Consider the following 26,418-nt stretch of genomic DNA (forward strand, 5'->3'; position numbering starts at 1 on the left):
AAATTGTAATAATATATTTATATATATCCAATTTTGAGGTATACTTTAATTGTTTGAGTTTTTTTATAATAATAAGCCAATTTACAAAATAATTAAAAAAGGGGAACGCAAATGAGTGAATTAAATCATGAACTTGGAATTATAGCATTAGAAAGTTGCAAAGAATTAGGCGATGCTATTAACAAGTATATCCAAGACAACAGAAATTGTACTGAATCATTCTTAATACCAGTTGAAGAAATTAGATTTTCTAATGGCGAAGGAAAAATTAAGATTTCTGAAACTGTTAGAGCAAAGGATATCTACATTTTATGTGATGTCGGAAATTATAGCTGCACATACAAAATGTTCGGGATTGAAAACCATAAAGGTCCAGATGAACATTTTCAAGATATAAAAAGAACTGTTGCAGCAATAAGAGGTAAAGCAGCGAGAATAACTGTAATTATGCCTCTTTTATATGAATCGAGACAACATAGACGTAAAGGAAGGGAATCTCTAGATTGTGCCTTAGCACTTCAGGAACTTGAAAGATTAGGTGTTGATGAAATTATAACTTTTGATGTTCACGATCCTAACATTCAAAATGCAATTCCTTTATTGTCTTTCGAAAATATATATCCAACTTATGATATTGTAAAAGCTATTGTGTCAAATGAAAAGTCATTAGGATTAGATAAGGAAAGTCTACTTGTAATAAGTCCTGATACTGGTGCTATGGATAGAGCTATTTACTATTCAAGTGTTTTAGGAGTAGATGTTGGGTTATTCTATAAGAGAAGAGATCATTCTACAATTGTTAATGGAAAAAATCCGATTGTTCAACATGAATATGTAGGACGAGAAGTTTCAGGAAAAGATGTTTTAATTGTTGATGACATGATAGCATCTGGTGAATCTGTTCTTGATATTGCAAAGGAATTAAAGAAAAGAAATGCTAGAAATGTATATGTAGCAGCTACTTTTGCTTTCTTTACTGAAGGTCTTGAAAAGTTTGCAAAGGCATATGAAGATGGATTAATATCTAGAATATATTCAACTAACTTAACATATATACCTGAAAGTTTACAAAATGAACCATGGTTTATAGGCGTTGATTTGTCACAGCTTTGTGCTAGAATTATAAATAGATTAAATCACGGAAGATCAATTGCTAAATACATGGATGCGACAAGAATAATACATAGCTTATTAAATAAGTAATTACTTTATATCTATATTTATAAGAAAAGAGCTACTTAGGTTTTTAAATGAAATAACAATTTCATTTAAGTACTTAAGTAGCTCTTTTTAATAGTTATAGTAGTGAAAGTAAATTTATATAATAAAGCAGTGTACATACTACAATAATGTTAATTATAAAAATGTTCTTCTTGATGCTATTAATCTAAGCTCAGTAGCATCTGTTATATCATAATTATATTCACTACCTTTAGAATGTGCTGAATTTTTATTGTAAATATATTCTGAATTACTGAAAAGTGAATTTAAAACAGACTTACATAGTTTAAATGCATAATTTAGAATTTTAGATATACCTTTTGAAACTTTATTAAGGGAAATATTTTTGTTAGTTGTATAGGTTACCAATTTAAAATTAGATTTATTAATAGCTTTACCGTTCATAATAATCCCTCCAGTTTAAAAAATAATTTGTATTTTTTAATGATATTTAATTTTTTATTACTTCTATACTAATAATATAAATCATTTATATAAAAACTGCATCCTCATATAAATTCCCATTTGGTAAAATTGTAGGCAATTTTCTGAAGATATTTATGAAAATAAATTTAATATTATCTTTATAGTAATAAAGGTTTGGTAAATGTTAATAATTAATAAATTTAATACAAATTTCTTCTGAAATGGATTGAAAATTTAATATATTTTAGTAACAATACAGTAATAAAAGTTATGATTAGTTAATATATATAATGTGAAAGAGAATTAAGTAAAATAACTTTTTATAAAACTATATAATATCAAGTGAAACTTGATTCAGGTGGGGAATACCCGGCTAAATCGTAGTTTAACTTATCTGGGTCTACCCACAGTTTCCACCCGCTTAAAAAGTGAGTGACAAATGTGACTAGACATCAGATAAATTATGTTGTTATTGTTAGTTAAGAATATTCATATATTAAGATTTTGTTTTTAGAATGTCGAGATTCATATTTAGTAGATGCCAGGGGAGGATAAGATGAAAATTAGGTGTAAATTTGCGTTAATAGTAGCTTTACTATTTTTTATGACAATGATGAGTAATGAATTGCCAGCTTTTGCAGAACCTGAACTATCACTCGAACAAGCTATACAAAACATTCAAGAATGTGATAGCAAAATTGATAATAATATAGACAAGCTAAATAAGATTAAAGAAGAAGTTTCTCAAAAGGAAAAGCAAATAAAGGATAATGAAGAACAATTAAAGATAGCTAAGGAAGATGTAGAAGAGAAAGATAAGAAATTAGCCGATAGATTAAAAGGTATACAGTTAAATGGAGGTGTTGAATCAACAACGCTTCAATACTTAGATGCTTTAATTTCTTCGGGAAATGTTTTAGAAGCAATGAATAAGGCATCATTAATATATAAAATATGTGAAAATGATAAAAATATGATTTTACAAGCAAAAGAGTCCGAAAAAAGGATAATAGAAGTAAATGAAGAGATAGAAAAAGGAAAAGCTGATTTGCAAAAAAATGAAAACGATATTAGAAATCAAGTTGTAGAATTAGAGGATCAAAAAGATAAACTATTAAAATATATTAAAGATAATAATATATTATTGAGCAGGAATACAGGCATAACTGTTCCGGTTACATTATCATCTGATATTACTGGTCAGAAAAGGTCTCTAATAGAAGAAGCTGAAAAATATTTGAAAGTTCCTTATTTATGGGGAGGAGAGTCACCATCAGGCTTTGATTGCTCGGGTTTGATTCAATATGTATTTAAGTCGCAAGGGATATATATACCTAGAATATCACAGGACCAGCAGCGTTTTGCGAAAACAATTAGCATATCTGAAATTAAACCAGGAGATTTGGTATTTAATAAACCATCAGAATCTACACACGTAGGGATGTATATAGGGGATGATATGTATATTCAAGCGCCTCGAACTGGAGATGTTGTTAAAATAAGCAGATTAAGTAGGTCCAATATGAAATATGTTGGAAGAGTATTAGATTAGAGTCATATTAAAAATTACAGCACATAAGGTACTTAAAATATTAATAGCGGCCTTATGTACTGATATTAAAAATATTTAATCATATATATCAGAAAACTCTATTTTTATTCTTTGAATATTACTTTCTTTTGCTAAATCCTCATCTGAAGTAACATTTTCGCTTTCTGGCAAAACTTTAACGGGAAGCTCTATTATAAACTCACTGCCTTTGCCATATTCACTATTGATTTTAATTGTACCATTGTGAAGTTCAACAAGGGATTTTACGAGAGAAAGTCCTATGCCACTTCCTTCTCTTTTTCGCGAAAGTGATTTATCTACTTGAACAAATCTCTTGAAAATGGATAATTGTTTATCTTTAGGGATTCCAACACCAGTATCTCTTACAGAGACTATAATGCTTGAATCTTTATCTAGTATATTTACAAATATGCTTCCTCCAGAAGAAGTAAATTTTATGGCATTTGAAAGAAGATTAAGCATTATTCTTTCGATTTTATCCGCATCGCAAGCCATTAGCTTTTCTTCAATGTTTGTATCAAAAATAATGTCTAAACCTTTGTTTTTAGCATAATCAGTTACAGATAAAGTTATATCTTCTATAGTGGATATGATATTTTCATTTTTTAAGCTGAGTTTAAAGTATTCAGCATCAATTTTAGTAATATCTATTAAATTATTTACTAGCCTTAATAACCTATAGCAGTTTTGTTTCATAATATTATAGTATTTGCTTATTTTGTCTTTACTATCTGTATTAGTTTTGTTTGCTCCAATTAAATTTAGAAGTTGCAGTGTGCTAAGCATTACGTTTAGTGGGGTTCTAAATTCATGAGATAAATTTGCAAAAAATTCTGTTTTAAGTTTATCATATTCTGCAGCTTTATCTAATAACCGACTTTGCTCTTGTATTTTTAATCTAAGATTTTCAGATTTTTTATGTTCCGAAATATCTCGGATAACACTTAATATACATGGGTTACCTTCATATTCAATAGCTCCAGAGTATATATTTACTGGAATAATATTTCCATCGAATTGAATCATTTTTTCTTCGATTATAGGTACTGATATATTATGCTTAAGCACTTTTTCAAATCTATTAAGTATAATATCGCGATAATCCTTATGAACAATGCCAATTTCAAATAAGTCTCTACCTAGAATACTTTTAAAATTGTTAATGTTTAGTAGTTTTTCCACGCCTTTATTCACAAAAAGTATTTTATAATTTGTGTCTAAAATAAAAACTCCCTCATAAATACTGTCTAATATGTATAAGAGTTGCCCCTTTTTCTTTTCAATTAACTTATAAGTGTCTTTTAGTTTTTTATATTTCTCTTCTCTGAGAATTTTTATATTACTAATTTTTTTCTTGTTTTTTAATTCGAGCTTCCAATCAAGCATAATCTTTTCAATAAACATATGAAAAAAATCTAAACCGACAAAAAAAGAATCGTAAGGTAAATTTAAGTTGTTAGCTAGTATTTGAATTTCTTTTGTGCTGTCCTCATAAATTCCTGTATCTAATAGGAGAAGCTTATTGGGTTTTTTATCTAAAATAAATGAGGTATTATCTTTATCCATGTTTTTAAGCCAGCCTGATGTTATAACATATGAATTTGTATCTAAAAGATTATTAACTACATCTTTATTAATAAATAAGTTAAGACAGTGTTCCATTTTATATAGTGTGCATTTTTCTTTGTTATTAATAAAATCTTCTAAGTTAGAGCTGCAACAATTATTTTCAATAATAACAAAAATTTTATTACACATTTTTTCACATAAATTAATAGCCTCTATTAAACAGTGATTTTTTGTGTTTGTTGCTTTTGAACATGTGGATGTAAATGGTATAATCATAACATTTTTTATATTATAAGTCTTTACTGCAAATTCAATCTCTTCAATAAAATTTTCACAAATTACTATACCCAAATTAGTTTTCATGTTATCCTCCCATTTTAGCTAAGAGATTAATTTACCTCATAGCTGATTTTTACTAATAGATCATATATTATTCAATAGCGATTTTGTAAGTAAAAGTGACTATTCCATATGTTTAAATAATTAGCTATGTATATAGGCTTGGCTAAGTATATATAAATTTATAATTTATCAGAAATTTGTTTTAACATAAAAAGTTGATTAAACAAATGCATTAATATTATACCCCTTTTTTTTCTAAAATTCTATAAAATTACCCATTTTTACAGTTTATTTGATATTATAAAATGTAGATAGTATCTTGTATTAAGAGCAAGGTGAATTTAAAATGAAGAGATAAAACAATGAAAGATGATACAAATATAATTTTTAATATTATAAAGTTACTGTTTTGCATATACTATGTTTAACTTAGAAGCAATATATAAAATAAGCTGATAAAATTGGAGGAAACAATGAATACAAAAGAGAATTTTTTAAGCAATGTGAAAAGCGGTGAAAGCGTAAAAATATCACTAATGGTCATGAAAATATTATTTAGAGATCCTGCAAAAATAGTCTGCATATTGGCTGATAAAAGTGGAGAAACGAAGGCAAATTTACCCAACAAGAAAGATGATATTACAGACGGAATAGTTTTAGAAGTTGAGGGAATTAAAGATGGAATTCTAGATGCGAAAAAATATGAAATTATTACAAGCTATAGCATTTCAGATTATCTTCCAACAGTAAATAGGCCTGTTGATGATATTATGCAGGAAATAGAGCTTTATACAAGTACGTATATAATTTCAAAAGAGGCTAAAGCCTTGAACGATTATTTCTTTAAAGACGAAGAGTTTCTAGACAAATTTAAAAGAGGTATAGGCGGAGTATCGATGCATCATAATTACATAGGAGGACTTGCAGAACATACATTAAATGTTATGCATTTAACTTTAATGCTTTGCGAAAGATATGGTTGCAGAAGAACAGAAATTGCCATACTTGCTGCAAAACTGCATGACATAGGGAAGATTTATGAGTTATCTTATGATGGACCGTTTAAATATACTCTTAGAGGTGAAATGGAAGGGCATATCGTTATTGGTGTTGAAATGATAGATAAGGCAATCATGAAAAATTCTTCATATTATAGTGAAGATTTTATCATGAGAATAAAAGGCTGTGTAGTTCAACATCATGGAAAACTTGAATATGGTTCACCTAGAGAAATGAGAATGGAAGAATCTTTTATAATAAATTATGCAGATTCAATAGATGCAACAATGAATAAAATTTCTCAAATAAAAGATAGAATAGAGCCAGGAAACTGGTCAGAATATGACAGAAGAATTGAAACTAAATTATATTTATAGTTTAAGAAAAGGGACGCGATTATTATATGAATATTTTATTTATGAAAGTCACATTAAGAGCATCGTGGGTTCACTCATTAAAAGAGAAAAGAATGATTGTAAAAAGCGTAACACAAAAATTAAAAAATAAGTTTAACATATCTGTATCTGAGGTTTATGAACAAGATGTTCATAAAACAATAGTTATAGGTATTGTAGGAATATGTTCTAATTCAGCTCAATCTGATTCTACTATGGAGAACCTTATAACCTTTATAGAAAATAATACAGATGCAGAAATAATAGATATACAAAGAGAAGATATTAGAGTGTAAAGATAGAGATACATAAATATAAGTGTTTGAGGGATGTGTCATAGAGCAATAATTTTAAATTCTATCCTGAATTATTCATAAAATTATATGAAACATGCTTTGCATGGCTCGTTAAGCTGTTCTTAACAAATTCAAAACTTCACTTATTAAGTGAAAAAATATAGAAAAATAGACTCAAATTTGTTATGGTTAATTTGCGAAAAAAAACAATTAACAAAGGAGAGTCTATATGGGTAGTTTATTAGAAAAATCTTTGAATTTCAAGAGAAATGTAAAAATTAATTTTGATGGTGGAAATTTAACATCAGATTCTGGTCTTATTTTATATAGTGAATTTGATGAAAGAATAGGTTTTTCAAGAACTGTAAAAGATGTTTTTTATGTTAATGATGGAATTAATCATAGAGAACATACAAACGAAGAGATATTACTACAAAAAGTTTATCAAAGAATAGCTGGCTATACAACCGACGATAATTCAGATGAATTAAGATATGATCCAGCGCTTACTACAATTTTAGATAAAAATGCACTAGCTTCACAGCCTACAATTTCACGTTTTAATAACAATCTCGATAAAGAAAACTTAAGACAATTTAATAAAATAAATGAGTTGGTTTTGGATAAAGTATACTCAATTGATATGCCAAATCAAATAATTTTGGATATTGATTCTACTAATTTTGAAACTTATGGTAATCAATATGGTTCAGCATACAATTCACATTATTCAGCAAATGGATATCATCCACTATTAGTTTTTGATGGACTAACAGGTGATTTATTAAAGGCAGAGTTGCGTTCTGGAAATGTTTATACATCAAGAAAAACAGTGGCTTTTATTGGTCCATTATTAAAAAGGTATTCAAATAAATATATTTGTACAGACCTATACATTCGTGGCGATAGCGGTTTTGCTATACCTGGACTTTATGAAATTGCAGAAGAACATGATGCTAAATATGCAATAAGATTAAAAGCAAATGCAACATTGTATAAGTATTCTGAAGAATTTACTACAAGAATGGAGATATTATGCAAAAGAAATATCTATGACCATTATACTATATATGGTGAATTTGTATATAAAGCAAAGAAATGGACTAAAGAACGTAGAGTTGTTGTGAAATTAGAAAAGAAAGAAGGTCAAATGTGTATAGATTATACTTTTGTTGTGACTAACATGACCAGCCATCCAGAAGCTGTAATAAAATTTTATTGTAATAGAGGAACAATGGAGAATTTTATTAAAGAAGGCAAAAACGGCTTCGCTTTCGATAAAATGAGTAGTTCATCTTTTATCGCAAATGCTAATAAGCTTCAAGAGATGGTTTTAGCATACAATTTAAACAATTGGATTAGAAGATTATGTTTTACAAATTCAATGAAATCTCTAAGAATAGAAACAATACGAATGAAAATAATTAAAGTAGCTGGTAAACTTGTAAAGAGTAGTAGATACTTAAAATTCAAACTCTGTAGTTCATGTGCTTATCAAAATGAGTTTTGGCATATTTTAAAAAATATCAATTCACTGCCGTTATTAAATTGATTCAGATTACAATTTAATATGTAAGATATGGTTAAAACCTAAAGTCCGTAGCGAAGCTGTACGTATATTTAGAAAAATAATTAAAAATTAAGAAAAGAAATAGCTAATAGCATGAAAAACTAACTTTCTTATGTTATTAACTATATCTATGAATAATTCAGGTCTATATATAAAAATACAAATTTAAATCCGATACTTTTTAATAAATCGTGTAATTAGTTCCAAAAAATACCAAGTCAGTATGATAAAATTTTCATACTGACTTGATTATTTAATTAATATATTTTATTAAACTTGTTCTGCAATATAGTAAAGCAATTGCTCAGTAGCAGCCCAACCTAAGCAAGGATCAGTAATTGATTTGCCATAAATGTGTTCATCAATTTTTTGAGATCCTTCTTCTATGTAACTTTCAATCATAACACCTTTAACTAATTTTTTTAAATCATTGTTATATCCTCTGCTGTAGAGTATTTCTTTAACTATGCGGGGTTGTTCAGCAAATTTCTTCATAGAGTTAGCATGATTTGCATCGACAATTACTGATGGATATGGAAAGTTGCATTCTCCATATAGTTCAGAAACTCTCATTAAATCTTCGTAGTGATAATTAGGAATATTATTACCATGCTTATTAACTGAACCACGCATAATTGCATGAGCATAAGGATTACCAGTAGTATTTACTTCATTATGCCTATATAAAAAGTTATGTTTTGCATGAGCTGCTTGAATTGAGTTAAACATTACTGATAAGTCTCCGCTTGTTGGATTTTTCATACCAACAGGGACATCAATTCCACTGGCTGTAAGTCTATGCTGTTGATTTTCAACACTTCTTGCTCCAATAGCCACGTAAGTAAGTAAATCATCGCAGTACATATAATTCGAAGGATAAAGCATTTCATCTGCTGGAGTTAACCCAGATTCTTCTATAGCACGAATAAACATCTTTCTGATTGAAATCAATCCTTCAAGAATATTAGGTGATTTTTCAGGATCTGGTTGATGAAACATTCCTTTATATCCTTCACCAGTAGTTCTAGGCTTATTTGTATAAATTCTAGGAACAATAAAAAGCTTATCTTTAACTTTTTCATTTACTTTTGCAAGTCTGTTAACATAATCGCAAACAGAATTTTCATCATCTGCCGAGCAAGGTCCTATTATAACTACAAACTTATCACTATTGCCTGAAAATATTTTCTTGATTTCTTCATCTCTTTCTGCTTTAATCCTTTTTAGATTGTCAGCTAGAGGAGTAATTTCTTTTATTTCCTCTGGAGATGGTATTTTTCTTACATTTACAAAACTCATTGTAAAGCCCCCTTGTATAAAATTATATATATCTAAAAATGAATGAAAGAAATATGTTGTATACTATAAATGATATAACGTTATATTATTTTAAAAGAAGTATACATCATTTGAAAAAAATTCAAATTTAGTATATCTATATTACTATATAATTGCTGAAAAATCTAGTAACGTTTAGAATTTATCAAAAATATTTTAAGTTTTTTATAAATATGTTAAGAAAATTTACAAAATAGTAATCAAAGTAGATTCTGTCTTTGTTCGATTTACGAACAGAGACAGAAAAGATAAATGGAACATTTTTATTATTTACAATTTAAGTGCTTTTTAGGAATTTATTTCAAGGAAACTGCATATATTTTATAGGTAAAAATATTTGAGAGGTATTTATGTCTATTTATTTTGATTTAAAAACTATTAATGAACTTACAGGAAGCAATTCTTTTAGGCAACCTAAAGAACTTACATTAGATGATTTATCACAATATGATGGAAGAGGAGGAAAACCTGCGTATGTAGCTATAGAAGGTGTCGTTTATGATGTAAGCAATGAATCAAATTGGAGCGGAGGGACACACCATGGTCTTAATGCAGGTCAGGATTTAACAGACCAATTTAATTCTTGTCATGGAATGATGCAAATTCTTAATAATGCACCTAAAGTTGGTATATTAGTAGATGATAATAACATGCGTGACATGAATTTTGATATCAATGAAAATATGAAGAGGCAAGTTAAGCAAAATACATCGAATTTTAGACCAGATGATTGGATTAGATATATTGAGCCAATAGTGAGTTATTCTTTGAATGATACTAGTCAGGGAGCTGGATTACAAGGTGTTGGTGCACGACGCTCATATCAAAAAGCTATTTTACTAGGAGTGCTTGTTGGCTTAGGTAAAACTCCTCAGGAAGCAATTACACAAGTTCAACAGTGGCAGAATACAGGAGCAACCACTTTATTAGGAGGACCAAGTACCGGAGGAACAACAAGTGGTGGCATGGGAACCGGAGGAACAACAGGCGGTGGCATGGGAACCGGAGGAACAACAGGCGGTGGCATGGGAACCGGAGGAACAACAGGCGGTGGCACAGGAACTGGAGGGTCAACAGGCGGTGGCATGGGAACTGGAGGAACAACAAGTGGTGGCATGGGAACCGGAGGAACAACAAGCGGCGGCATGGGCGCTGGAGGAACAACAGGTGGTGGCATGGGAATCGGAGGCACCACTAGAGACGAATCAATAGTAAGAAATAGACTTTTTTTTGATTAGATTAGATATTAAAAGCATAAAGGATGTGATATTATTCATATCCTTTTTGAGCAGAAAGATAAGTTTGCCTAATATATTAATTTACAATATAGATTTTACTTATCAATAAGATTATTTATTAAATACAAAATGAAAAGAAGCATTGATTAAATATTAATAGTTTGGAATTAAGTTACATTACATTAAGATATAAAATAGGAATATGTTTAACTTATGATAATGTTCTAAATTATGAAAGATTAGAAATAGAAGTTATCATACTAATATACACGGAATGTTAAAATTAGAGGTCTGAATCATACTAACATTCTTTCGATTTTGTTTATTAATTCTAAAGGTAAATCACCTCTTAAAGATCTTTCTAGTAAATTAGGATTTTTTATGTCATTTGTTAATAGATATTTTTCTATTAGCGCTGCTTTTTCTTTTGTGTTAGGATTTAATTGATAAAGTACATACCAATCTTCTAAGGACATTAATGGGATATCAATTTTATTAATGTCCGTTAATTCTGAGATTGAATCAGAATGAAAAATATATTTGAATGTACCATTGCTGTGATTAATCTTTAATCCAGCTATAATATTAACCTCAGAGCCTTCTATAATAGATTTATGAAAATATTTTGGTGAATATAATTTACTTTCTTTGTTTGCTATTTCATTGCTCATATCTTTAAACATTTCATCAATTTTTCTAATATCGTTTACATTAACGAAAATAGATATATCATTTAGGTTATTTAAAAGACCAAAGTGACTTAGTAAGACTGATCCCCCAGCGCCCCAAACGATATTTAAATCATTAAACTTATTTCCTATATAACTCAAAGCTTTAAGCATTTTTTTCACCTCTTGAATTTATATTAATATAGATTATTGATGTTAATAATATTATTAATATTTAAAAAAATTTTATTCATTAGAGCGCAAAATATAAATAATGACCTATTTAGGGGAATAAGTCATTATTTACACCTTTGTTAGCATTTATATAATTATTAATTATGGGGAGAAATAATAATAATTAAATTACTATCTCAAATATAATATATATCATTATTGTGTCAATAGTATGTCAAATATGAAATAATGTCCAATTTAGAGGCCTGCTAAGCATTAACTTGAAAGACTTTAAATATATGGTATAGTAGTTTATAGAATATATAAAATTAGTGAGAGTGAGATAAATTATGGAGTGGATTGATGCAGTAAAGGAATACAATCCTTGTAACGAGCAGGAAATGAAGGATAGGGAAATTATATTAAAGTATTCTAGAATATTTGATGATATTTTAACTAGAGATAATGAAATTATACATATGACAAGTTCGGCATTTGTGATTAATAAATCTAGAAGCAAGGTTTTAATGGTTTATCACAATATATATAATTCATGGGCATGGACTGGTGGCCACGCTGATGGAGAAAAAGATTTGTTGTTTGTTGCAATTAAAGAAGCAGGAGAGGAGACTGGGGTAAAAAAACTAATACCCGTTAATAATGAAATAGCTTCAATAGACATTTTACCTGTTTTTGGGCATATAAAAAAAGGAAAATTTGTTTCTCCACATTTACATGCTTCTCTAGCATATATTATTGAAGCTGATGAAACTGAGGAACTTATTGTTAAGCCAGATGAAAACAGTGCTGTTAAATGGATACCTATTGATGAAATAAATATATTTTCTAATGAACTACACATGAAGAAAGTATATGATAAAATAGTTTCTAAGATAAAGAATTTATAGTTATTGAGATATGGATGGAAATGCCCTCAGCGCATAAAATTGATAAGATATAATACCGATAGATATTTACATAATATTTTATTGTAATGAAAAAATAGAATTATGAATGGGAATCTGATTATAAACTATAAACTTAATTACAGTAAGTTTGATTATGTAAGGAGAAATAGATATGAGATATGTAATAGTTTCTGTAGTACACGGTGAAGCAGGAGATTTTAATAATAATTTAAGAAAAGAGCTTTTTAGAAAATTTAAAGCAAAATCATCTAAACTTCCTGCACATTTTACAATTAAGGCACCTTTTGAATATGATGATGTAATTACAGATTTAAATAATGTTCTCGATGAATTTATCAAAGTGGAAAAAGCAGAGCCATTTACAATTGATAGATATGATCATTTTGATGATAGGGTAATTTTTATGAAGGTAAATATGTCTAAGGAGGCAAAAGAAGTTCATGATAGACTAATAGATAAAATGAGTGAGATACCTTATGTTACATTTGATAGAAAAGATGAAAAAAATAAAACTTTTCATGTGACCTTGGCATCAAAGAATTTAAAATCTATTTATGATAAAGTTTGGGATTACATTCATGGATATAATTGTGAGTTTAAGTGTAGCTTCGATAATATAACTATTTATAAATGGGAAGAAGGAACTTGGAAATTATATAAGGAATTTAGATTAAGTTAATTTAACCTAAATTGAGGGATATAGAAATAAAAAACTATTTTGTTGTTTAAATATTTAAAAGGATAGATAGACAACAAAATAGTTTTTTATTTTTTAAAACAATATTTATACGGTCATATTTTTCTTTGAGCGCATGTTTAAAACTAAAAGTCTTGAAGATATTAATGCAGTAATAGGGATGATAAGAATAATACCTATGCCACAGCTTAAAACTTGAAATACTTCAGAACAAAAAACTTTTTCGTTTATAATAGTAGAGATAGGGTAATTGAGTTCATTAAAATATATTATTAATGTCATAAATCCGCTTATGTATGCAAAGAGAAGAGTATTAGTCATGGTTCCTAAGATATCTTTACCAATATTCATTCCAGATTTAAATAAGCTATACTTACTTGACATAGGATCATTCTTATAAATTTCATTCATTGATGATGATATTGATATAGATACATCTATAATTGCACCCAATAATCCAATTAGAATTTCACATATTACAATTTTTGAAAAGTTCAATTGAACATATAGAGATAGGAATGCAACAGTTTCTGCCTGCTCATTGCTAAAACCTTGTATTTGAGCATTCATACTCATATTATATGTTATAAACATAACTAAGAAAATAACTATTATAACAGATAATAAAGAAGAAAATGTTTTTTTATTAAATCCATTAATAAAAAATAAACTAAAAAAACTAATGAAAATTGCACAAATAAAAGTAACTTTAATAGGATCAATTTTTGCACCAATTAGAATAAGCATAAAGAAAAAAGTAAAGAAATTTAAGATTAAAGTAAAAAATGATTTAATTCCTCTTGTGCCTCCAACAATTGTCATAAGAATAAATAAAATAATTAATAATATTAGTATTATATTCATGATCTTAAGCTTCTCCAATCTTATGTTTTTTTAGAATAGCAATAGATGTAAAAATTGTTATTGGAATACTTAAAACTATTCCGATGCTTCCAATAAGCGCTCTCATAAATTCTAGAGAAAGATTTATATTTATAATATAAGTTATAGGTAACCCGTTTCTAAGCAGAAGTAATATTATTGGCATACTACCACTTAGATAAGCAAAAACTAATGTATTTGACATTGTTCCCATAATATCTTGTCCAATTTCTCGAGCAGATTTAATTATGGACTTACTATCAATATTAGGATTTTTATCATAAAGCTCATCTATGGCAGAAGATATAGAAATTGCAATATCCATTATTCCACCTAGTGTACCTATAATAAGTTCAATGAAAAATATCTTTTCTGGAGGATGAGTTAGAAACTCCATTTCTTCAAAGTGAATTCCACTCCAATTATTTAACTTAATCACAATACCAGCTATTAGCATGGAGGTTAAAGTACCTGCTAAAGTTCCAATTATGGCTGAAGCTGTTTTTTTATTTTTTCCTGATACTATAAATAAAGAAGCAATTATAAAAAGTATACTTCCTATTATAGAAAGTATAGCTAAGTCATAACCTTTGGAAAATAGACCAATTATTGAAAATACAATTAAAATATTAACAACAACACTTACTAAGGATTTAAAACCTTTTATTCCTCCAACGAGCAATATCAGAGCTATAAAAATGTTTATCATATAAATAACATTTTTGTCCCTCTTTAGATCTAGAATTTTTGCAGAAGTTATTTCATTATTATCGTTACTTTGCAGAGATATAAAAATTTCATCATTTACTTTTAAATCTAAGTCGTTAACTTGAGAAAATGATGTTGTATTATTAAGTTCAATGGAATTTCCTTTAAACGTACCATTCATAATAATAGCTTCAATTTTTTGATTTTTCATAGGTTCTATTTTTCCAGTAGAATTTTCTTCTTTGGATTCATTTTCGGTTATTGATGTTATTTTAGCTATTGGATTTCCATATAAATTTTCATTAGTAGAAATAAAAAACAAACTAGCTAAAGATACAACAATTAAAATTAATATAATTAAAACAGTCTTTTTATTAGGTTGTTTACCTATATTTGCATCTAATTTAAATAAGTACTTATTTAATAAATTCTTAGTCATACACCTGTAGCTCCCTTAAAATACATAATTATAACAAATTGTAAATTTACATTCTAAAAAATTATACTCTTATAAAGTTGTGTAATCAATCATATTATGATCAAAAAATATAAAGTTACTAATTATTTGATTTTACATAATAAGATAAGTAATTATGGAATTTTTTTATTCTTGTAACATTTTTGACTAAATTCTGTGACAAAACTGTAAAAATTATCTTATATAATTTAAGAAAACATAAGTTAATACAAAAATAATTGGACTATAGAATAACATTAGATAATTGCGAAACTCATTGATAAAAATGAATAATGATTGATTTGAAGTTGCAAAAACATTATTAATGGATTTAATGGTTCCTGCTATACAAATATAATAGTTGACTTCTTAAAAAAGGGCGCACGAAATAAAGCGAAGGTGAATTCCAATTTTTATAAATAAATTTTATGCAATTAATGGCTTTAAGCTTCGGATATATTTATGTTTATGAATTTTATCTGCCACGATAACTGTTATTAGTTGAGTTATTCCGGCTAGAAGTAAATCAGCATGAAGTGTTTGCTCATTTTGAGTCTTACGCTCCGCGACGCAGTAACTATATTTGAAGTGATTTATATTTTTTTCAACAGCTACTCTGATTTTATAAGTATTACTCCATTCTTGGGTTCCTCGTGTTATTCCAGGATATGCGCGCAGATTCTTTTCAGGATAAATATAAAACATTCGTCCACATAAGGAATTTGTACATGGATTTTCACATTGAGTTACACGTTTGCTCTTTTTGGTTTCTTTGTTATATAACCATTTCATTTTAGGGCATACAAACTTCATTGTTGGAATTCTAGAACGAAGATGACTTTTACTACCTTCACGTTTCATTGGAATAGAAGGATCATTCGGACAGCATGGAATGCCGTCTTCGTTTAAAGGGCAATCAGCATTTTCTAGTGTAAGCCTAGTTTTTAAAGGAATATATGCTTTATCAAATTTTAATTCGAGAAGAAGATCACGATAAATTTGAATACTGTCAAAAGCAGCATCTCCTAAAAAGGTTTTTGGACTTATTAATGGATGCTTGTTAAAAAAATCTTTGAGAACAGGGATAAGAGCCTTAGAATCTGCAAGAGATTTATCTTCATCAGGTGAATCAGATTTTTTCTCAACAATAATATCAGGATGAGCATTGAGAAAATCTTTATTATAGAACGAAATATCTCTTACGATACCGAGGCCATTAGTAATGATTCCGAATTTAAAAGCATAGCAAAAATGCCCATTAATATACATTTGTTGGATGGCAGGGTTGGCTGAAGCGTGTGATGGCATAGAGCCATAGGCAGCTTTATAAGGATCATAAGAGTCATCTAAATTGCATGCTTTCTTAAAATTTTTAAGCTGTTTTATAATGCGATTAGCATATTTAGGATTATTTTCAGTGACAAATGCTTCAAGGCCTGAAGTATCAAAAATAGTCATGGAAGCAAGAGCCGTATCAATCTGTTGGCATATCGGTTCAGTAATATCAACAAGATTATCGAACATGGATTGTAAGTCCAAAAGAAAGTCCTGCTTGAAACGAGTAAACTTAGATGAATCAGGAACTCTTAAAAAGCCGCAGAAGTCTCTTAGTTCTTGAGAATATTTAAGGAAAATAATTAAAAGAGAATCTGTAGGAATAGAAAAAATGCGTTGTAAAATTAAAGCACTGATCATAGCATAAAGCTGATATTTTCGCGGCCTTCCTGTGGAAGCGTAAAAATGGTTAATGAAAGATGCAGGAACTAACTCATCAAGGTCGATAGTGTTTTCGAGTAAAGAAAGAAATTGGAATTTATCATTTTCAAATTTTTCTTTGCAATCAGAATAAACATCTGCCAAAGAAAGCTGTTTATATGTTATCATATATATGACTCCTTTCTGAGGTATATGGTAGTTTTGTTTTTAGGCAATTCAATTTTACCATAAATCAGTGAGGAGTTATTTTATTTTGCTAAAAAAATATCCCGCATTTCTGCGGGTTGCGGCGTTTCGCAAACGCCTAATAGAATAACATATTTGAAAGGATGTAATTTAAATGAAAAATAAAAGTATTAAGAGTAAAGTTATGACAGGAGTTATTTTAGCGAGTATGGTGATATCTGCAAGTACAGGAGTATTTGCGGCAGATTCATTAAATGTTTCAAACAATAAGTCAGCAGTTCAACATCAAGGTAGAGAGAATGGTTTCCAAACAAAATTAGATTCTTTAGTAGCAGCAGGATCGATAACTTCAGATCAAGAAACTGCTATAAAAGAAGCATTAATGCCACAAGGCGGATTTAAAAATGGAGAACATAAGGATTTCTTTAAAACTAAATTATCAGATTTAGTGACAGCCGGAACAATAACAGCAGATGAACAGACAGCAATAGAAACAGCACTTGAAAATACTAAAGGAAACTTTAAAACAGTTTTAGATAATCTAGTAACAAATGGGACATTAACTTCAGACAAAGAAACAGCAATAGAAAATGCATTAAAGCCAGAAGCTAAAAATGGAGGACATAAAGATTTCTTTAAGACTAAACTATCAGATTTAGTGACAGCTGGAACAATAACAGCAGATGAACAGACAGCAATAGAAACAGCACTTGAAAATACTAAAGGAAACTTTAAAACAGTTTTAGATAATCTAGTAACAAATGGGACATTAACTTTAGACAAAGAAACAGTAATAGAGAATGCATTAAAGCCAGAAGCTAAAAATGGAGGACATAAAGATTTCTTTAAGACTAAACTATCAGATTTAGTGACAGCTGGAACAATAACAGCAGATGATCAGACAGCAATAGAAACAGCATTTAAAGATGCAAAAGGGAATTTCAAAACAGTTTTAGATAATTTGGTAACAGCTGGAACATTGACCTCAGATAAAGAAACAGCAATAGAGAATGTGTTAAAACCACAAGAAAAGCAATTAGGAGAAAAAGATAAATCTAAAGGAATTGAAAAATATAAAGAGATGATAAAGACTAAATTAGATGGATTAGTAACAGCAGGAACAGTAACAACTGATCAAGAAACAACTATAATAGAAGCTCTTACACCTTCTAAATAAAGTTGAATTAATATTAATATGTTATAATATTTAACAGATATCGTATACGGTTATAAAAAATAATAATTAAAAAAGGGAGTATCGCAAAATGGTTATATTTTGATCATAAACGATGCTCCTTTTCGTTCACGACTTGGTTTGTTGGAATTCTAAATGAAAAAGTATTATTTAAATATTGAATATAAATAAATAGTATTAAAACATTGAATAATAATGCTATTTATTGTATAATTATTCATATAATAAATAATATATGGATTAAATAAAAAATTATTACGTAAATTTAAGTTATATATAGATGTCCAACTTTAAAACTAGACTTATGTGATAAACTTACCGAAATCATAAATATTTTGATTCCGAAAAGCTATGAAAATATCGCTGAAGGTTCTAAGCAGCAGGTTGTATCCACTTTAGCGTGCTCCAACTTTCAGTTTGACAAGCCAAAATGGAACAACCTACAGCTAAGAACCTTTAACAGCTCATTTTCAAATGTTTTCTACACAAATATATTTATGATTTCTAGTGAAGATATGAGCTTAAAGTTTTAGCAACTTTGTAAATACGTTTATCTGATAAGTCTAATTCTTAAATTGTTTATCTATATTATAGATTTCCCAAACAAGAACTTGACATATACAGCAAGCTAAATCAAATAAATTTAAGAATTAATCCAATGTATAAGTAAAATTCTTGAATTGCTTATCTATGTAGATAAGCCAATTATAAGTTAGATTTATACTATGAAATATATCCCAACTAGAAATGGGTAATATATTTTTGTGGAATGTTCCATTGGTAATTTTGATGGATGTGATTCTTTGGCTATAAGTTGTTCCAAATGTGCTAGTTCAAAGCTTGTTCTTTGAGGCTAGCACTTTGGGTGCAACTTTATCGCCTTAGAATCACCCATCATAATTACCTAGAAACTGGAACAAAAGTATGCTATTCATTTCGGCGAGTTATATGCATAAGTTCAGGTCTTAGTTGGGTTATCTATATGTATAAACTTATTTACAGTATATATACTAAATAAAATAGATTTTTTATTTATAAAAATATTATAAATAGAAGGAGAATGAGCATGGCAGTAAATTTAAGGGGAAGAAGTTTTTTAAAGTTATTAGATTTTAAACCAGAAGAGATTAGATATCTGTTAGATTTGTCTAAGGAATTAAAAACATTAAAAAGAACTGGGATTTTACATGATAAGCTGAAAGGTAAGAACATAGTGTTATTATTTGAAAAGACATCTACAAGAACAAGATGTTCATTTGAAGTGGCTGGAAGAGATTTAGGGATGGGGGTTACATACCTAGATTCAGCAGGATCTCAAATGGGAAAAAAAGAAAGTATAGCAGATACAGCAAGGGTTCTTGGGAGAATGTATGACGGAATAGAGTATAGAGGTTTTAGTCAGGAAATAGTTGAAGAATTGGCTAAGTATGCAGGAGTTCCAGTATGGAATGGATTAACTGATGAATTTCATCCAACTCAAATGATTGCAGACCTTCTAACAATAGAAGAGAAACTTGGAAGACTAAAAGGTGTTAATTTTGTCTATATGGGAGATGCAAGAAATAATATGGGAAACTCTCTCATGGTAGCTTGTGCAAAGATGGGCTTAAATTTCACTGCTTGTGCACCTAAAGAATTATTTCCATCAGAAGAGTTAGTGGAAAAATGTAAGGAGATAGCTCAGGAAGCTGGAGGTACGATAACTTTAACAGAAGATGTTAATAAAGGAACTAAAAATGCAGATGTGATCTATACTGATGTATGGGTATCAATGGGTGAACCAGATGAAGTTTGGGAAAGTCGACTAAAATTGTTGAGCCCATATCAAGTAAACAAGGATGTTATGAATAATGCAAATGAAAACGCAATATTTATGCATTGTTTACCGGCTTACCATGATTTAAAAACTAAAGTGGGAAAAGATGTAGGAGAAAAATTTGGCATGACTGCATTGGAAGTTACGGATGAAGTATTCGAAGGAAAACAATCTGTAGTATTTGACGAAGCAGAAAATAGAATGCATTCTATAAAAGCGATAATGTTAGCAACAATTGGTGCATAAATTATCCAGAATTAATCTTAATTATACAAAAATTATTCACTAAATTAGAGAGAGTTTTCTATAGTAAATCTCTCTAATTAATTTTAATCTATTTTTAAATAAGCAAGTATACTCATGAAATGGTAAAATTTTATTTGAACCAAACATCTTCATATTCTTTATGTGAAACAAATTCCTCTTCTGCAAACCAACATTGTGGTATTATCTTTTTGTTATGTTGTCTAGCAAAATCCACGACCCTTTTAACCAGTTGCTGACCGATATTTTTTCCTCTAAGTTCTGGTGATACAAAAGTATGATCAAGTATAATGTTATTTTCTCCACTATCCATATATGTTACTACAGCTTTTATATTATCTTCGTCATCTCCAATATAAAATTTATGATTACCTTCCTTAATCTCAACCAAAATGATTCTCCTTTCTATTTCCAAGTAAAGTTCAAATTTATTTATTAAAACTATTATACTTTAATAGTTTATCCAAAAGATAAAAATAATCCACAAAATTTAAAATATTAAAGATTTCATCAAGGAATCTATATGCCGACTCAATTAATTAATAGAGAAACTCATAATATATATTTTAAATTAAATAATGAGTTTTATTATTTAGTAAAAAATTTATTAAATGTAAAACTATGTTAAAAAAATATCAATTATATAACCAAAATTCAATAAAGAGATTAAAGTTAAATGTGTATTTTTTACACAGTAAAGATAGTCAATTGCTAATTAATGTTTAAATAGTAACTTATTTAAACATTAATTAGCAATTTGAATGTTAAAGAATTAACGTCTTAAAAATGTTAATTTAAAAACTATTCTTTAAATTAAAAATATAAAGGTTTATAATAAAACAAATACCAGATAATTCATTAATTAATAAGGTATTACATTTTATGTATTATATTGAATGTTATGAAAACGTATATTTGTGAGGTGATCTATTTATGCTATATTTTTTAACTGGATGAAAGTTAATAGAAACGTATTCGTGTAATAAGTTATAAGCAATTTTAAGGAGTTTGATAACGATGAAAACAGAACAAGGCCTAGTAATTGAGGTGGTTGGAAATTCGGCGAGAATTAAAGTTGGCAGACATAGTGATTGCAAAAACTGTGGTGCTTGCCCGGGAAGCGAAAGCCTAATCTTAGAAGCGAATAATAAAATAGGAGCAAAGCCAGGGCAAAGAGTAATTCTTGAAATAAAAGAAAACAATGTTCTGAGAGCAGCTTTTATTGTATTTATTCTGCCGTTAATTGCTTTATTTATTGGTGTGATGTTAGGAGGTTTTATAGGTCAATATATAGGAGTTAATAAATTTATGTTCCAAGTGATTGGTGGGGTAGTTATATTTGCTTTATCTATTGTTATTGTAAAACATTTCGATAAGGCAAGTGCTGCAAATGAAAAGTCCAAGCCAGTAATTATTCGTATTTTATGATAGATTTATTTCTCGATATTTAAATAAAAAATTGATGAACTATTATTTATTCAAGTATATATTACTCATATTGTAAATATTATTTACTTGTATTATAAATATTATCTTACGAATTATTGTAGTTATGTAAATTTAATTGTAAATAATTTATTCTTAAGAGGTTTGTGAGGCGATTATTAATGTTAAAAAGTTTTCTCGGAGGAATTCATCCGAAAGACAGTAAAAAGTATACTTCTGATAAAGCCATTGAGTTACCACCATTACCTGAAACAGTAACTATTCCTATGAGCCAACATATTGGAGCACCATGTACACCTATAGTTAAAGTTGGGGATATAGTAAAAAAAGGACAGGTCATAGCAACTAGTGAAGCATTTATGCATAGTCCAATACATTCATCAATATCAGGAAAAGTTACAAGTATTGCAGAAATGCCACATACATCGTTAGTAAAATGCTTATCAGTTGTTATTAAAAGTGATGGGTTAGACGAATGGGTCGATGGAATACCATTAGAACGAGATTGGGAAAATCTTGAGAAGAAAGAAGTTCTTGATATCATAAAAAATGCTGGAATAGTTGGAATGGGTGGTGCTACATTTCCTACACACGTTAAACTTTCTCCAAACAAGGAAGTTGATACATTTATCGTAAATGCTGCTGAATGTGAGCCATACTTGACAGCAGACTATAGAATGATGATTGAATATGCTGACCGTATAGTAACTGGAGTCAAGATAGTTATGAAAACACTAGGAGTTAGCAAAGGAATTATAGGAATAGAAGATAATAAACCAGAAGCAGTAAAAGTTATGAAAGAAGCATTTAAGGGTACATCAGTTGACATTGTAGCTCTACCTACAAAGTATCCTCAAGGTGCAGAAAAGATGCTTATAAAAGTGCTTACAAGTCGAGAAGTTCCATCGGGTGGATTGCCTATGGATGTTGGAGTTGTTGTACAAAATGTTGGTACAGTTATAGCTATTTATGATGCAGTAGTAAATGGCATTCCAATAATTCAAAGAGTTACTACTGTTTCAGGAGATGCAATTAAGGAACCTAAAAATCTATTACTAAGAATAGGAACAAGTTTTAAAGAAGCCATAAGTTATTGTGGTGGATTTAGCAAAACGCCAGAAAAGCTAATTATGGGAGGGCCTATGATGGGAATGGCTCAATTTTCATTAGATGTTCCTGTAATTAAAGGTGTATCTGGAATTCTAGCATTAAGTAAAGATGCCATAAATTCTGGTGAGGAGTCCCCTTGTATAAGATGTGGAAGATGTGTTGAGGCGTGTCCTATGGGTCTAATCCCAAGTATGCTAAGCATATTAGGTGAACGTCATAAATTTAAAGAGGCCAAAGAGGAATATAATTTGCTAAATTGTATTGAATGTGGAAGTTGTGTTTATACATGTCCTGCAAAACGTAACATAGTTCAGTATATAAAATATTCAAAATCACAAAATTTAGCAATGGCACAAAAAAAGTAAAGGAAGAAGGGGTAAAATGAGTTCCGAAATTGGAGTACAAGAAAGTAAAGTGCAAGGAATTAAAGCAAAAGAAGCTGATACACAGGAAAATAGTTTTACTGTATCAGCATCTCCACATATTCGTTGTGATGAATCAATCTCAAAGATAATGTGGAATGTAAACATAGCATTAGCACCAGCTGCTATTTTTTCTATATATTATTTTGGTATCCCTGCATTAATTAACTTAGTTGTTGGTGCAGCTTCAGCAGTTGCTTTTGAATATTTGGTTCAAAAATTCCGTAAAAAGAAGATCACAGCATTTGACGGAAGTGCATTTTTAACTGGCTTATTGCTAGCTATGTGTGTGTCCCCAACGTTACCTGTTTATATGATAATAGCGGGTTCGTTTGTAGCCATAGTAATAGCTAAGCATTCTATGGGTGGGCTTGGATATAATATTTTTAATCCAGCTCATATCGGAAGAGCAGCATTAATGGTATCTTGGCCAGTTGCAATGACAACATGGACAAAGATGACAACTTCAGTAGATGTTGTTAGCTCTGCTACACCATTGAACATATTAAAACAACAAGGATATTCTAAATTGATTGAAACTTTTGGTGGCAATATAGAATTGTATAAAGCTATGTTTATTGGCACAAGAAATGGAAGCGCAGGAGAAACTTCGACAATACTTCTTATAATTGGAGGCGCGTATCTTATATATAAGGGATATATAAAATGGCAAGTTCCTGTATGCATGATAGGAACAGTAGGAATAATAACCTGGATTTTCGGACCTTCAGGTTTATTTAGTGGTGATCCTATTTTCCATATGATGGCTGGAGGATTAATTATAGGTGCATTTTTTATGGCAACAGATATGGTTACAGCACCTATAACTTTAAAAGGGCAAATAATTTTTGCAGTGGGAGCTGGACTAATAACATCATTAATTAGATTAATAGGTGGTTATCCAGAAGGCGTTTGCTATTCGCTTTTACTTATGAATGCTGTAACACCACTAATAGATCGTTTTGTAAAGCCAAAACAATTTGGAGCAAGGGGGTAGTAAAATGTCCAATGAACATGCTATTAATAAGGAGTATTCTATTTTTCAGATAGCGATAAATTTAATAATAACTTGCTTGGCATCTGGTTTAATAATAGGACTAGTATATTATGTTACGGCACCAATTGCATCTGAAAAGAGAGAAATATCAAAACAAGAATCTATGAGAGCATTAGTTAGTGATGCCGATAATTTCAAGGCTGTTCCAGATAAGACTGATTGGTTTACAGCCGAAAAAGGCGGTAAAGTAATTGCATATGTAGTTCCAGGAGAAAGCAGAGGATATGGTGGAGAAATTAAAATGCTTGTAGCTATTACACCAGCAGGAGAAGTAATAGATTATAAGATACTAGCACATAATGAAACTCCAGGTCTAGGAGATAATGCTTCAAAAGAACCTTTTAGAAGTCAATTTAAAGGAAAAAAAGAAGCAAATTTAACAGTTACAAAAGATGCTTCTGATAAAGATGATATTCAAGCTATGACAGGCGCAACTATTTCATCTAGAGCTGTAACATTAGCTGTCAAAAATGCTGTGCATGAAGTAACAGAGTTTGCAGGAGGTAAATAATATGAAGGAAAAGTGGAAAATTTTTAGCAAGGGTTTGTACGATGAAAATCCAATATTTATGTTATGCTTAAGTCTTTGTCCTGCATTAGCTGTTACATCATCAGTGATAAATGGTTTTACTATGGGCTTATGTGTAACTTTCGTTATTACAAGCAATAACGTAGTTGTATCGCTTACAAGAAAATTTGTAAACCCAAAGGTTAGAGTACCAGTTTATATTACATTTATAGCTACTATAGTTACCGTTGTAGAACTTGCATTGCAGGCAATATCACCTGAATTATATAGTGCTCTTGGTATTTATTTAGACTTAGTAGTTGTTTTTGCTATAATACTTGCAAGAGCAGAGGTATTCGCATCAAAAAATAAAGTGTTTCCATCATTCTTAGATGGATTTGGAATGGGATGTGGTTTTACATTAGCTATGCTTTCAATATCTGTAATAAGAGAGCTTTTAGGAAGTGGATCAATTCTTGGGGTTAAAATACTAGGCTCATGGTACAACGCGCCTTTAATTATGATACTACCAGCTGGTGCATTTATACTAATAGGTTACATGATAGGAGCAATAAAGCTCCACAATGCACATAAAGAAGCTAAAAAAATAGAAGGAAGTGAAGCATAATGAGAGAGTATTTTACATTGTTTATAGGTGCGTTACTTGTAAATAATTTTGTTTTAACAAAATTTGTTGGACTTTGTATATTTTTTGGAGTTTCTAAAAGTTTAGATGCATCAATAGGCATGGGAATGGCAGTTACCTCTGTTATAACTCTAAGTTCAATGTTAGCATGGGTTGTATATAGTTTTGTACTTTTGCCATATCATTTGACATTCTTAACAACTATTGTTTTCGTAATACTTATAGCAAGTTTTGTGCAATTATTAGAATTAATTATAAAGAAACAAGCACCTACATTATACAGCATGTGGGGAATATATCTTCTTTTAATAGCAACAAACTGTATTGTATTATCAGTTCCATTATTAAGTGTTGAGTCAAACTACTCGTTTGTAAAAAGTGTAGTGTTCTCAATTGGATCAGGAATGGGATTTGCACTGGCCTTAGTACTTATGGCAAGTTTAAGAGAAAAGCTGGTTTATGCAGATGTGCCAAAACCACTAGAAGGAACAGGAGTTGCTTTTATATTAGCAGGTATGTTGGCATTGGCATTCTTGGGATTTTCAGGAATGATATAAAGGAGATGAGTAA

Annotated in this window: 23 protein-coding genes and 1 pseudogene; 16 read left to right on the forward strand and 8 right to left on the reverse strand. The window is 29.3% G+C overall.

The features are described from left to right. The first annotated feature begins 111 nt into the window (after nucleotides 1-111). Nucleotides 112-1,203 carry a ribose-phosphate pyrophosphokinase gene (locus KEC93_RS12490; RefSeq protein WP_077856550.1) on the forward strand — a complete coding sequence of 364 codons (1,092 nt, stop codon included), beginning with the start codon at nucleotides 112-114 and terminating at the stop codon, nucleotides 1,201-1,203. 153 nt (nucleotides 1,204-1,356) lie between these two features. On the opposite strand, the gene KEC93_RS12495 is transcribed toward KEC93_RS12490, so the two are convergent. Next, nucleotides 1,357-1,626: a hypothetical protein gene (locus KEC93_RS12495; RefSeq protein WP_012058647.1), complete on the reverse strand. Its 270-nt coding sequence runs from the start codon at nucleotides 1,624-1,626 to the stop codon at nucleotides 1,357-1,359. A gap of 577 nt (nucleotides 1,627-2,203) precedes the next feature. Between KEC93_RS12495 and KEC93_RS12500 the strand changes: the two genes are divergently transcribed. Continuing rightward, nucleotides 2,204-3,199 (forward strand): C40 family peptidase, encoded by a 996-nt coding sequence (locus KEC93_RS12500; protein WP_012058648.1) that lies wholly within the window; start codon nucleotides 2,204-2,206, stop codon nucleotides 3,197-3,199. Between the two features lie 75 nt (nucleotides 3,200-3,274). Here the strand turns inward: KEC93_RS12500 and KEC93_RS12505 are convergent, their stop codons facing one another. Then, nucleotides 3,275-5,152 carry a sensor histidine kinase gene (locus KEC93_RS12505; RefSeq protein WP_023974605.1) on the reverse strand — a complete coding sequence of 626 codons (1,878 nt, stop codon included), beginning with the start codon at nucleotides 5,150-5,152 and terminating at the stop codon, nucleotides 3,275-3,277. Between the two features lie 452 nt (nucleotides 5,153-5,604). Between KEC93_RS12505 and KEC93_RS12510 the strand changes: the two genes are divergently transcribed. The 3 genes from KEC93_RS12510 to KEC93_RS12520 all read left to right on the forward strand — a co-directional run bounded on the left by KEC93_RS12510 (nucleotide 5,605) and on the right by KEC93_RS12520 (nucleotide 8,373). Then, nucleotides 5,605-6,507 carry an HD domain-containing protein gene (locus tag KEC93_RS12510; protein WP_077870033.1) on the forward strand — a complete coding sequence of 301 codons (903 nt, stop codon included), beginning with the start codon at nucleotides 5,605-5,607 and terminating at the stop codon, nucleotides 6,505-6,507. A 26-nt stretch (nucleotides 6,508-6,533) separates the two neighbouring features. Further along, a complete protein-coding gene (locus KEC93_RS12515; protein ID WP_077870034.1) occupies nucleotides 6,534-6,821 on the forward strand; it encodes a DUF503 domain-containing protein in 288 nt (95 codons plus the stop codon). Nucleotides 6,822-7,050: 229 nt separating this feature from the next. Continuing rightward, a complete protein-coding gene (locus KEC93_RS12520; protein WP_077857080.1) occupies nucleotides 7,051-8,373 on the forward strand; it encodes an IS1380 family transposase in 1,323 nt (440 codons plus the stop codon). Nucleotides 8,374-8,661: 288 nt separating this feature from the next. On the opposite strand, the gene KEC93_RS12525 is transcribed toward KEC93_RS12520, so the two are convergent. After that, on the reverse strand, nucleotides 8,662-9,690 hold the full coding sequence (locus KEC93_RS12525) for a 3-deoxy-7-phosphoheptulonate synthase (RefSeq protein WP_023974608.1): 1,029 nt from the start codon (nucleotides 9,688-9,690) through the stop codon (nucleotides 8,662-8,664). A 389-nt stretch (nucleotides 9,691-10,079) separates the two neighbouring features. On the opposite strand from KEC93_RS12525, the gene KEC93_RS12530 reads away from it, so the two are divergent. Beyond that, the gene (locus tag KEC93_RS12530; protein WP_077869999.1) at nucleotides 10,080-10,967 is read left to right on the forward strand and encodes a cytochrome b5 domain-containing protein; all 888 of its coding nucleotides are present in this window, start codon (nucleotides 10,080-10,082) and stop codon (nucleotides 10,965-10,967) included. Between the two features lie 296 nt (nucleotides 10,968-11,263). On the opposite strand, the gene KEC93_RS12535 is transcribed toward KEC93_RS12530, so the two are convergent. Then, nucleotides 11,264-11,809, reverse strand: a complete 546-nt coding sequence (locus tag KEC93_RS12535; protein ID WP_023974610.1) for a nucleotidyltransferase family protein — start codon at nucleotides 11,807-11,809, stop codon at nucleotides 11,264-11,266. A gap of 350 nt (nucleotides 11,810-12,159) precedes the next feature. On the opposite strand from KEC93_RS12535, the gene KEC93_RS12540 reads away from it, so the two are divergent. Continuing rightward, a complete protein-coding gene (locus tag KEC93_RS12540) occupies nucleotides 12,160-12,717 on the forward strand; it encodes an NUDIX hydrolase (RefSeq protein ID WP_023974611.1) in 558 nt (185 codons plus the stop codon). Between the two features lie 172 nt (nucleotides 12,718-12,889). Next, a complete protein-coding gene (locus KEC93_RS12545) occupies nucleotides 12,890-13,417 on the forward strand; it encodes a 2'-5' RNA ligase family protein (RefSeq protein WP_023974612.1) in 528 nt (175 codons plus the stop codon). 105 nt (nucleotides 13,418-13,522) lie between these two features. Here KEC93_RS12545 and KEC93_RS12550 read toward each other — a convergent pair whose 3' ends face one another. The 3 genes and pseudogenes from KEC93_RS12550 to KEC93_RS12560 all read right to left on the reverse strand — a co-directional run bounded on the left by KEC93_RS12550 (nucleotide 13,523) and on the right by KEC93_RS12560 (nucleotide 17,366). Then, nucleotides 13,523-14,299, reverse strand: coding sequence for a YibE/F family protein (locus KEC93_RS12550; RefSeq protein ID WP_039769735.1), 777 nt, complete (start codon nucleotides 14,297-14,299; stop codon nucleotides 13,523-13,525). Nucleotides 14,300-14,303: 4 nt separating this feature from the next. Further along, complete coding sequence (locus tag KEC93_RS12555; RefSeq protein ID WP_077870000.1) at nucleotides 14,304-15,464, reverse strand: YibE/F family protein; 1,161 nt, start codon at nucleotides 15,462-15,464, stop codon at nucleotides 14,304-14,306. Nucleotides 15,465-15,997: 533 nt separating this feature from the next. After that, a pseudogene (locus KEC93_RS12560) lies at nucleotides 15,998-17,366 on the reverse strand (ISNCY-like element ISCb1 family transposase). A 172-nt stretch (nucleotides 17,367-17,538) separates the two neighbouring features. Between KEC93_RS12560 and KEC93_RS12565 the strand changes: the two are divergent. Both KEC93_RS12565 and argF read left to right on the forward strand, forming a co-directional pair. Continuing rightward, complete coding sequence (locus tag KEC93_RS12565) at nucleotides 17,539-18,561, forward strand: hypothetical protein (RefSeq protein ID WP_077869260.1); 1,023 nt, start codon at nucleotides 17,539-17,541, stop codon at nucleotides 18,559-18,561. Nucleotides 18,562-19,645: 1,084 nt separating this feature from the next. After that, complete coding sequence (argF, locus tag KEC93_RS12570; RefSeq protein WP_023974615.1) at nucleotides 19,646-20,641, forward strand: ornithine carbamoyltransferase; 996 nt, start codon at nucleotides 19,646-19,648, stop codon at nucleotides 20,639-20,641. A 130-nt stretch (nucleotides 20,642-20,771) separates the two neighbouring features. Here the strand turns inward: argF and KEC93_RS12575 are convergent, their stop codons facing one another. Beyond that, the gene (locus KEC93_RS12575) at nucleotides 20,772-21,050 is read right to left on the reverse strand and encodes a GNAT family N-acetyltransferase (RefSeq protein WP_039772431.1); all 279 of its coding nucleotides are present in this window, start codon (nucleotides 21,048-21,050) and stop codon (nucleotides 20,772-20,774) included. A gap of 626 nt (nucleotides 21,051-21,676) precedes the next feature. On the opposite strand from KEC93_RS12575, the gene KEC93_RS12580 reads away from it, so the two are divergent. From KEC93_RS12580 to KEC93_RS12605, 6 genes are all read left to right on the forward strand, one after another. Then, a complete protein-coding gene (locus KEC93_RS12580; protein ID WP_017211716.1) occupies nucleotides 21,677-22,087 on the forward strand; it encodes a SoxR reducing system RseC family protein in 411 nt (136 codons plus the stop codon). Between the two features lie 179 nt (nucleotides 22,088-22,266). Further along, the gene (rsxC, locus tag KEC93_RS12585; protein ID WP_012058663.1) at nucleotides 22,267-23,580 is read left to right on the forward strand and encodes an electron transport complex subunit RsxC; all 1,314 of its coding nucleotides are present in this window, start codon (nucleotides 22,267-22,269) and stop codon (nucleotides 23,578-23,580) included. Nucleotides 23,581-23,596: 16 nt separating this feature from the next. After that, on the forward strand, nucleotides 23,597-24,634 hold the full coding sequence (locus KEC93_RS12590; RefSeq protein ID WP_077869261.1) for an RnfABCDGE type electron transport complex subunit D: 1,038 nt from the start codon (nucleotides 23,597-23,599) through the stop codon (nucleotides 24,632-24,634). 4 nt (nucleotides 24,635-24,638) lie between these two features. Next, nucleotides 24,639-25,205 (forward strand): RnfABCDGE type electron transport complex subunit G, encoded by a 567-nt coding sequence (locus KEC93_RS12595; RefSeq protein ID WP_017211715.1) that lies wholly within the window; start codon nucleotides 24,639-24,641, stop codon nucleotides 25,203-25,205. 1 nt (nucleotide 25,206) lies between these two features. Then, nucleotides 25,207-25,830 carry an electron transport complex subunit RsxE gene (gene rsxE / locus KEC93_RS12600; protein WP_017211714.1) on the forward strand — a complete coding sequence of 208 codons (624 nt, stop codon included), beginning with the start codon at nucleotides 25,207-25,209 and terminating at the stop codon, nucleotides 25,828-25,830. Beyond that, entirely contained in the window at nucleotides 25,830-26,405 is a 576-nt protein-coding gene (locus KEC93_RS12605) for an electron transport complex protein RnfA (protein WP_077869262.1), read from the forward strand. The genes rsxE and KEC93_RS12605 overlap by 1 nt, the downstream gene beginning before the upstream one ends. Nucleotides 26,406-26,418: the final 13 nt, after the last annotated feature.

This window comes from Clostridium beijerinckii (assembly GCF_018223745.1).
Lineage (GTDB): Bacteria > Bacillota > Clostridia > Clostridiales > Clostridiaceae > Clostridium > Clostridium beijerinckii.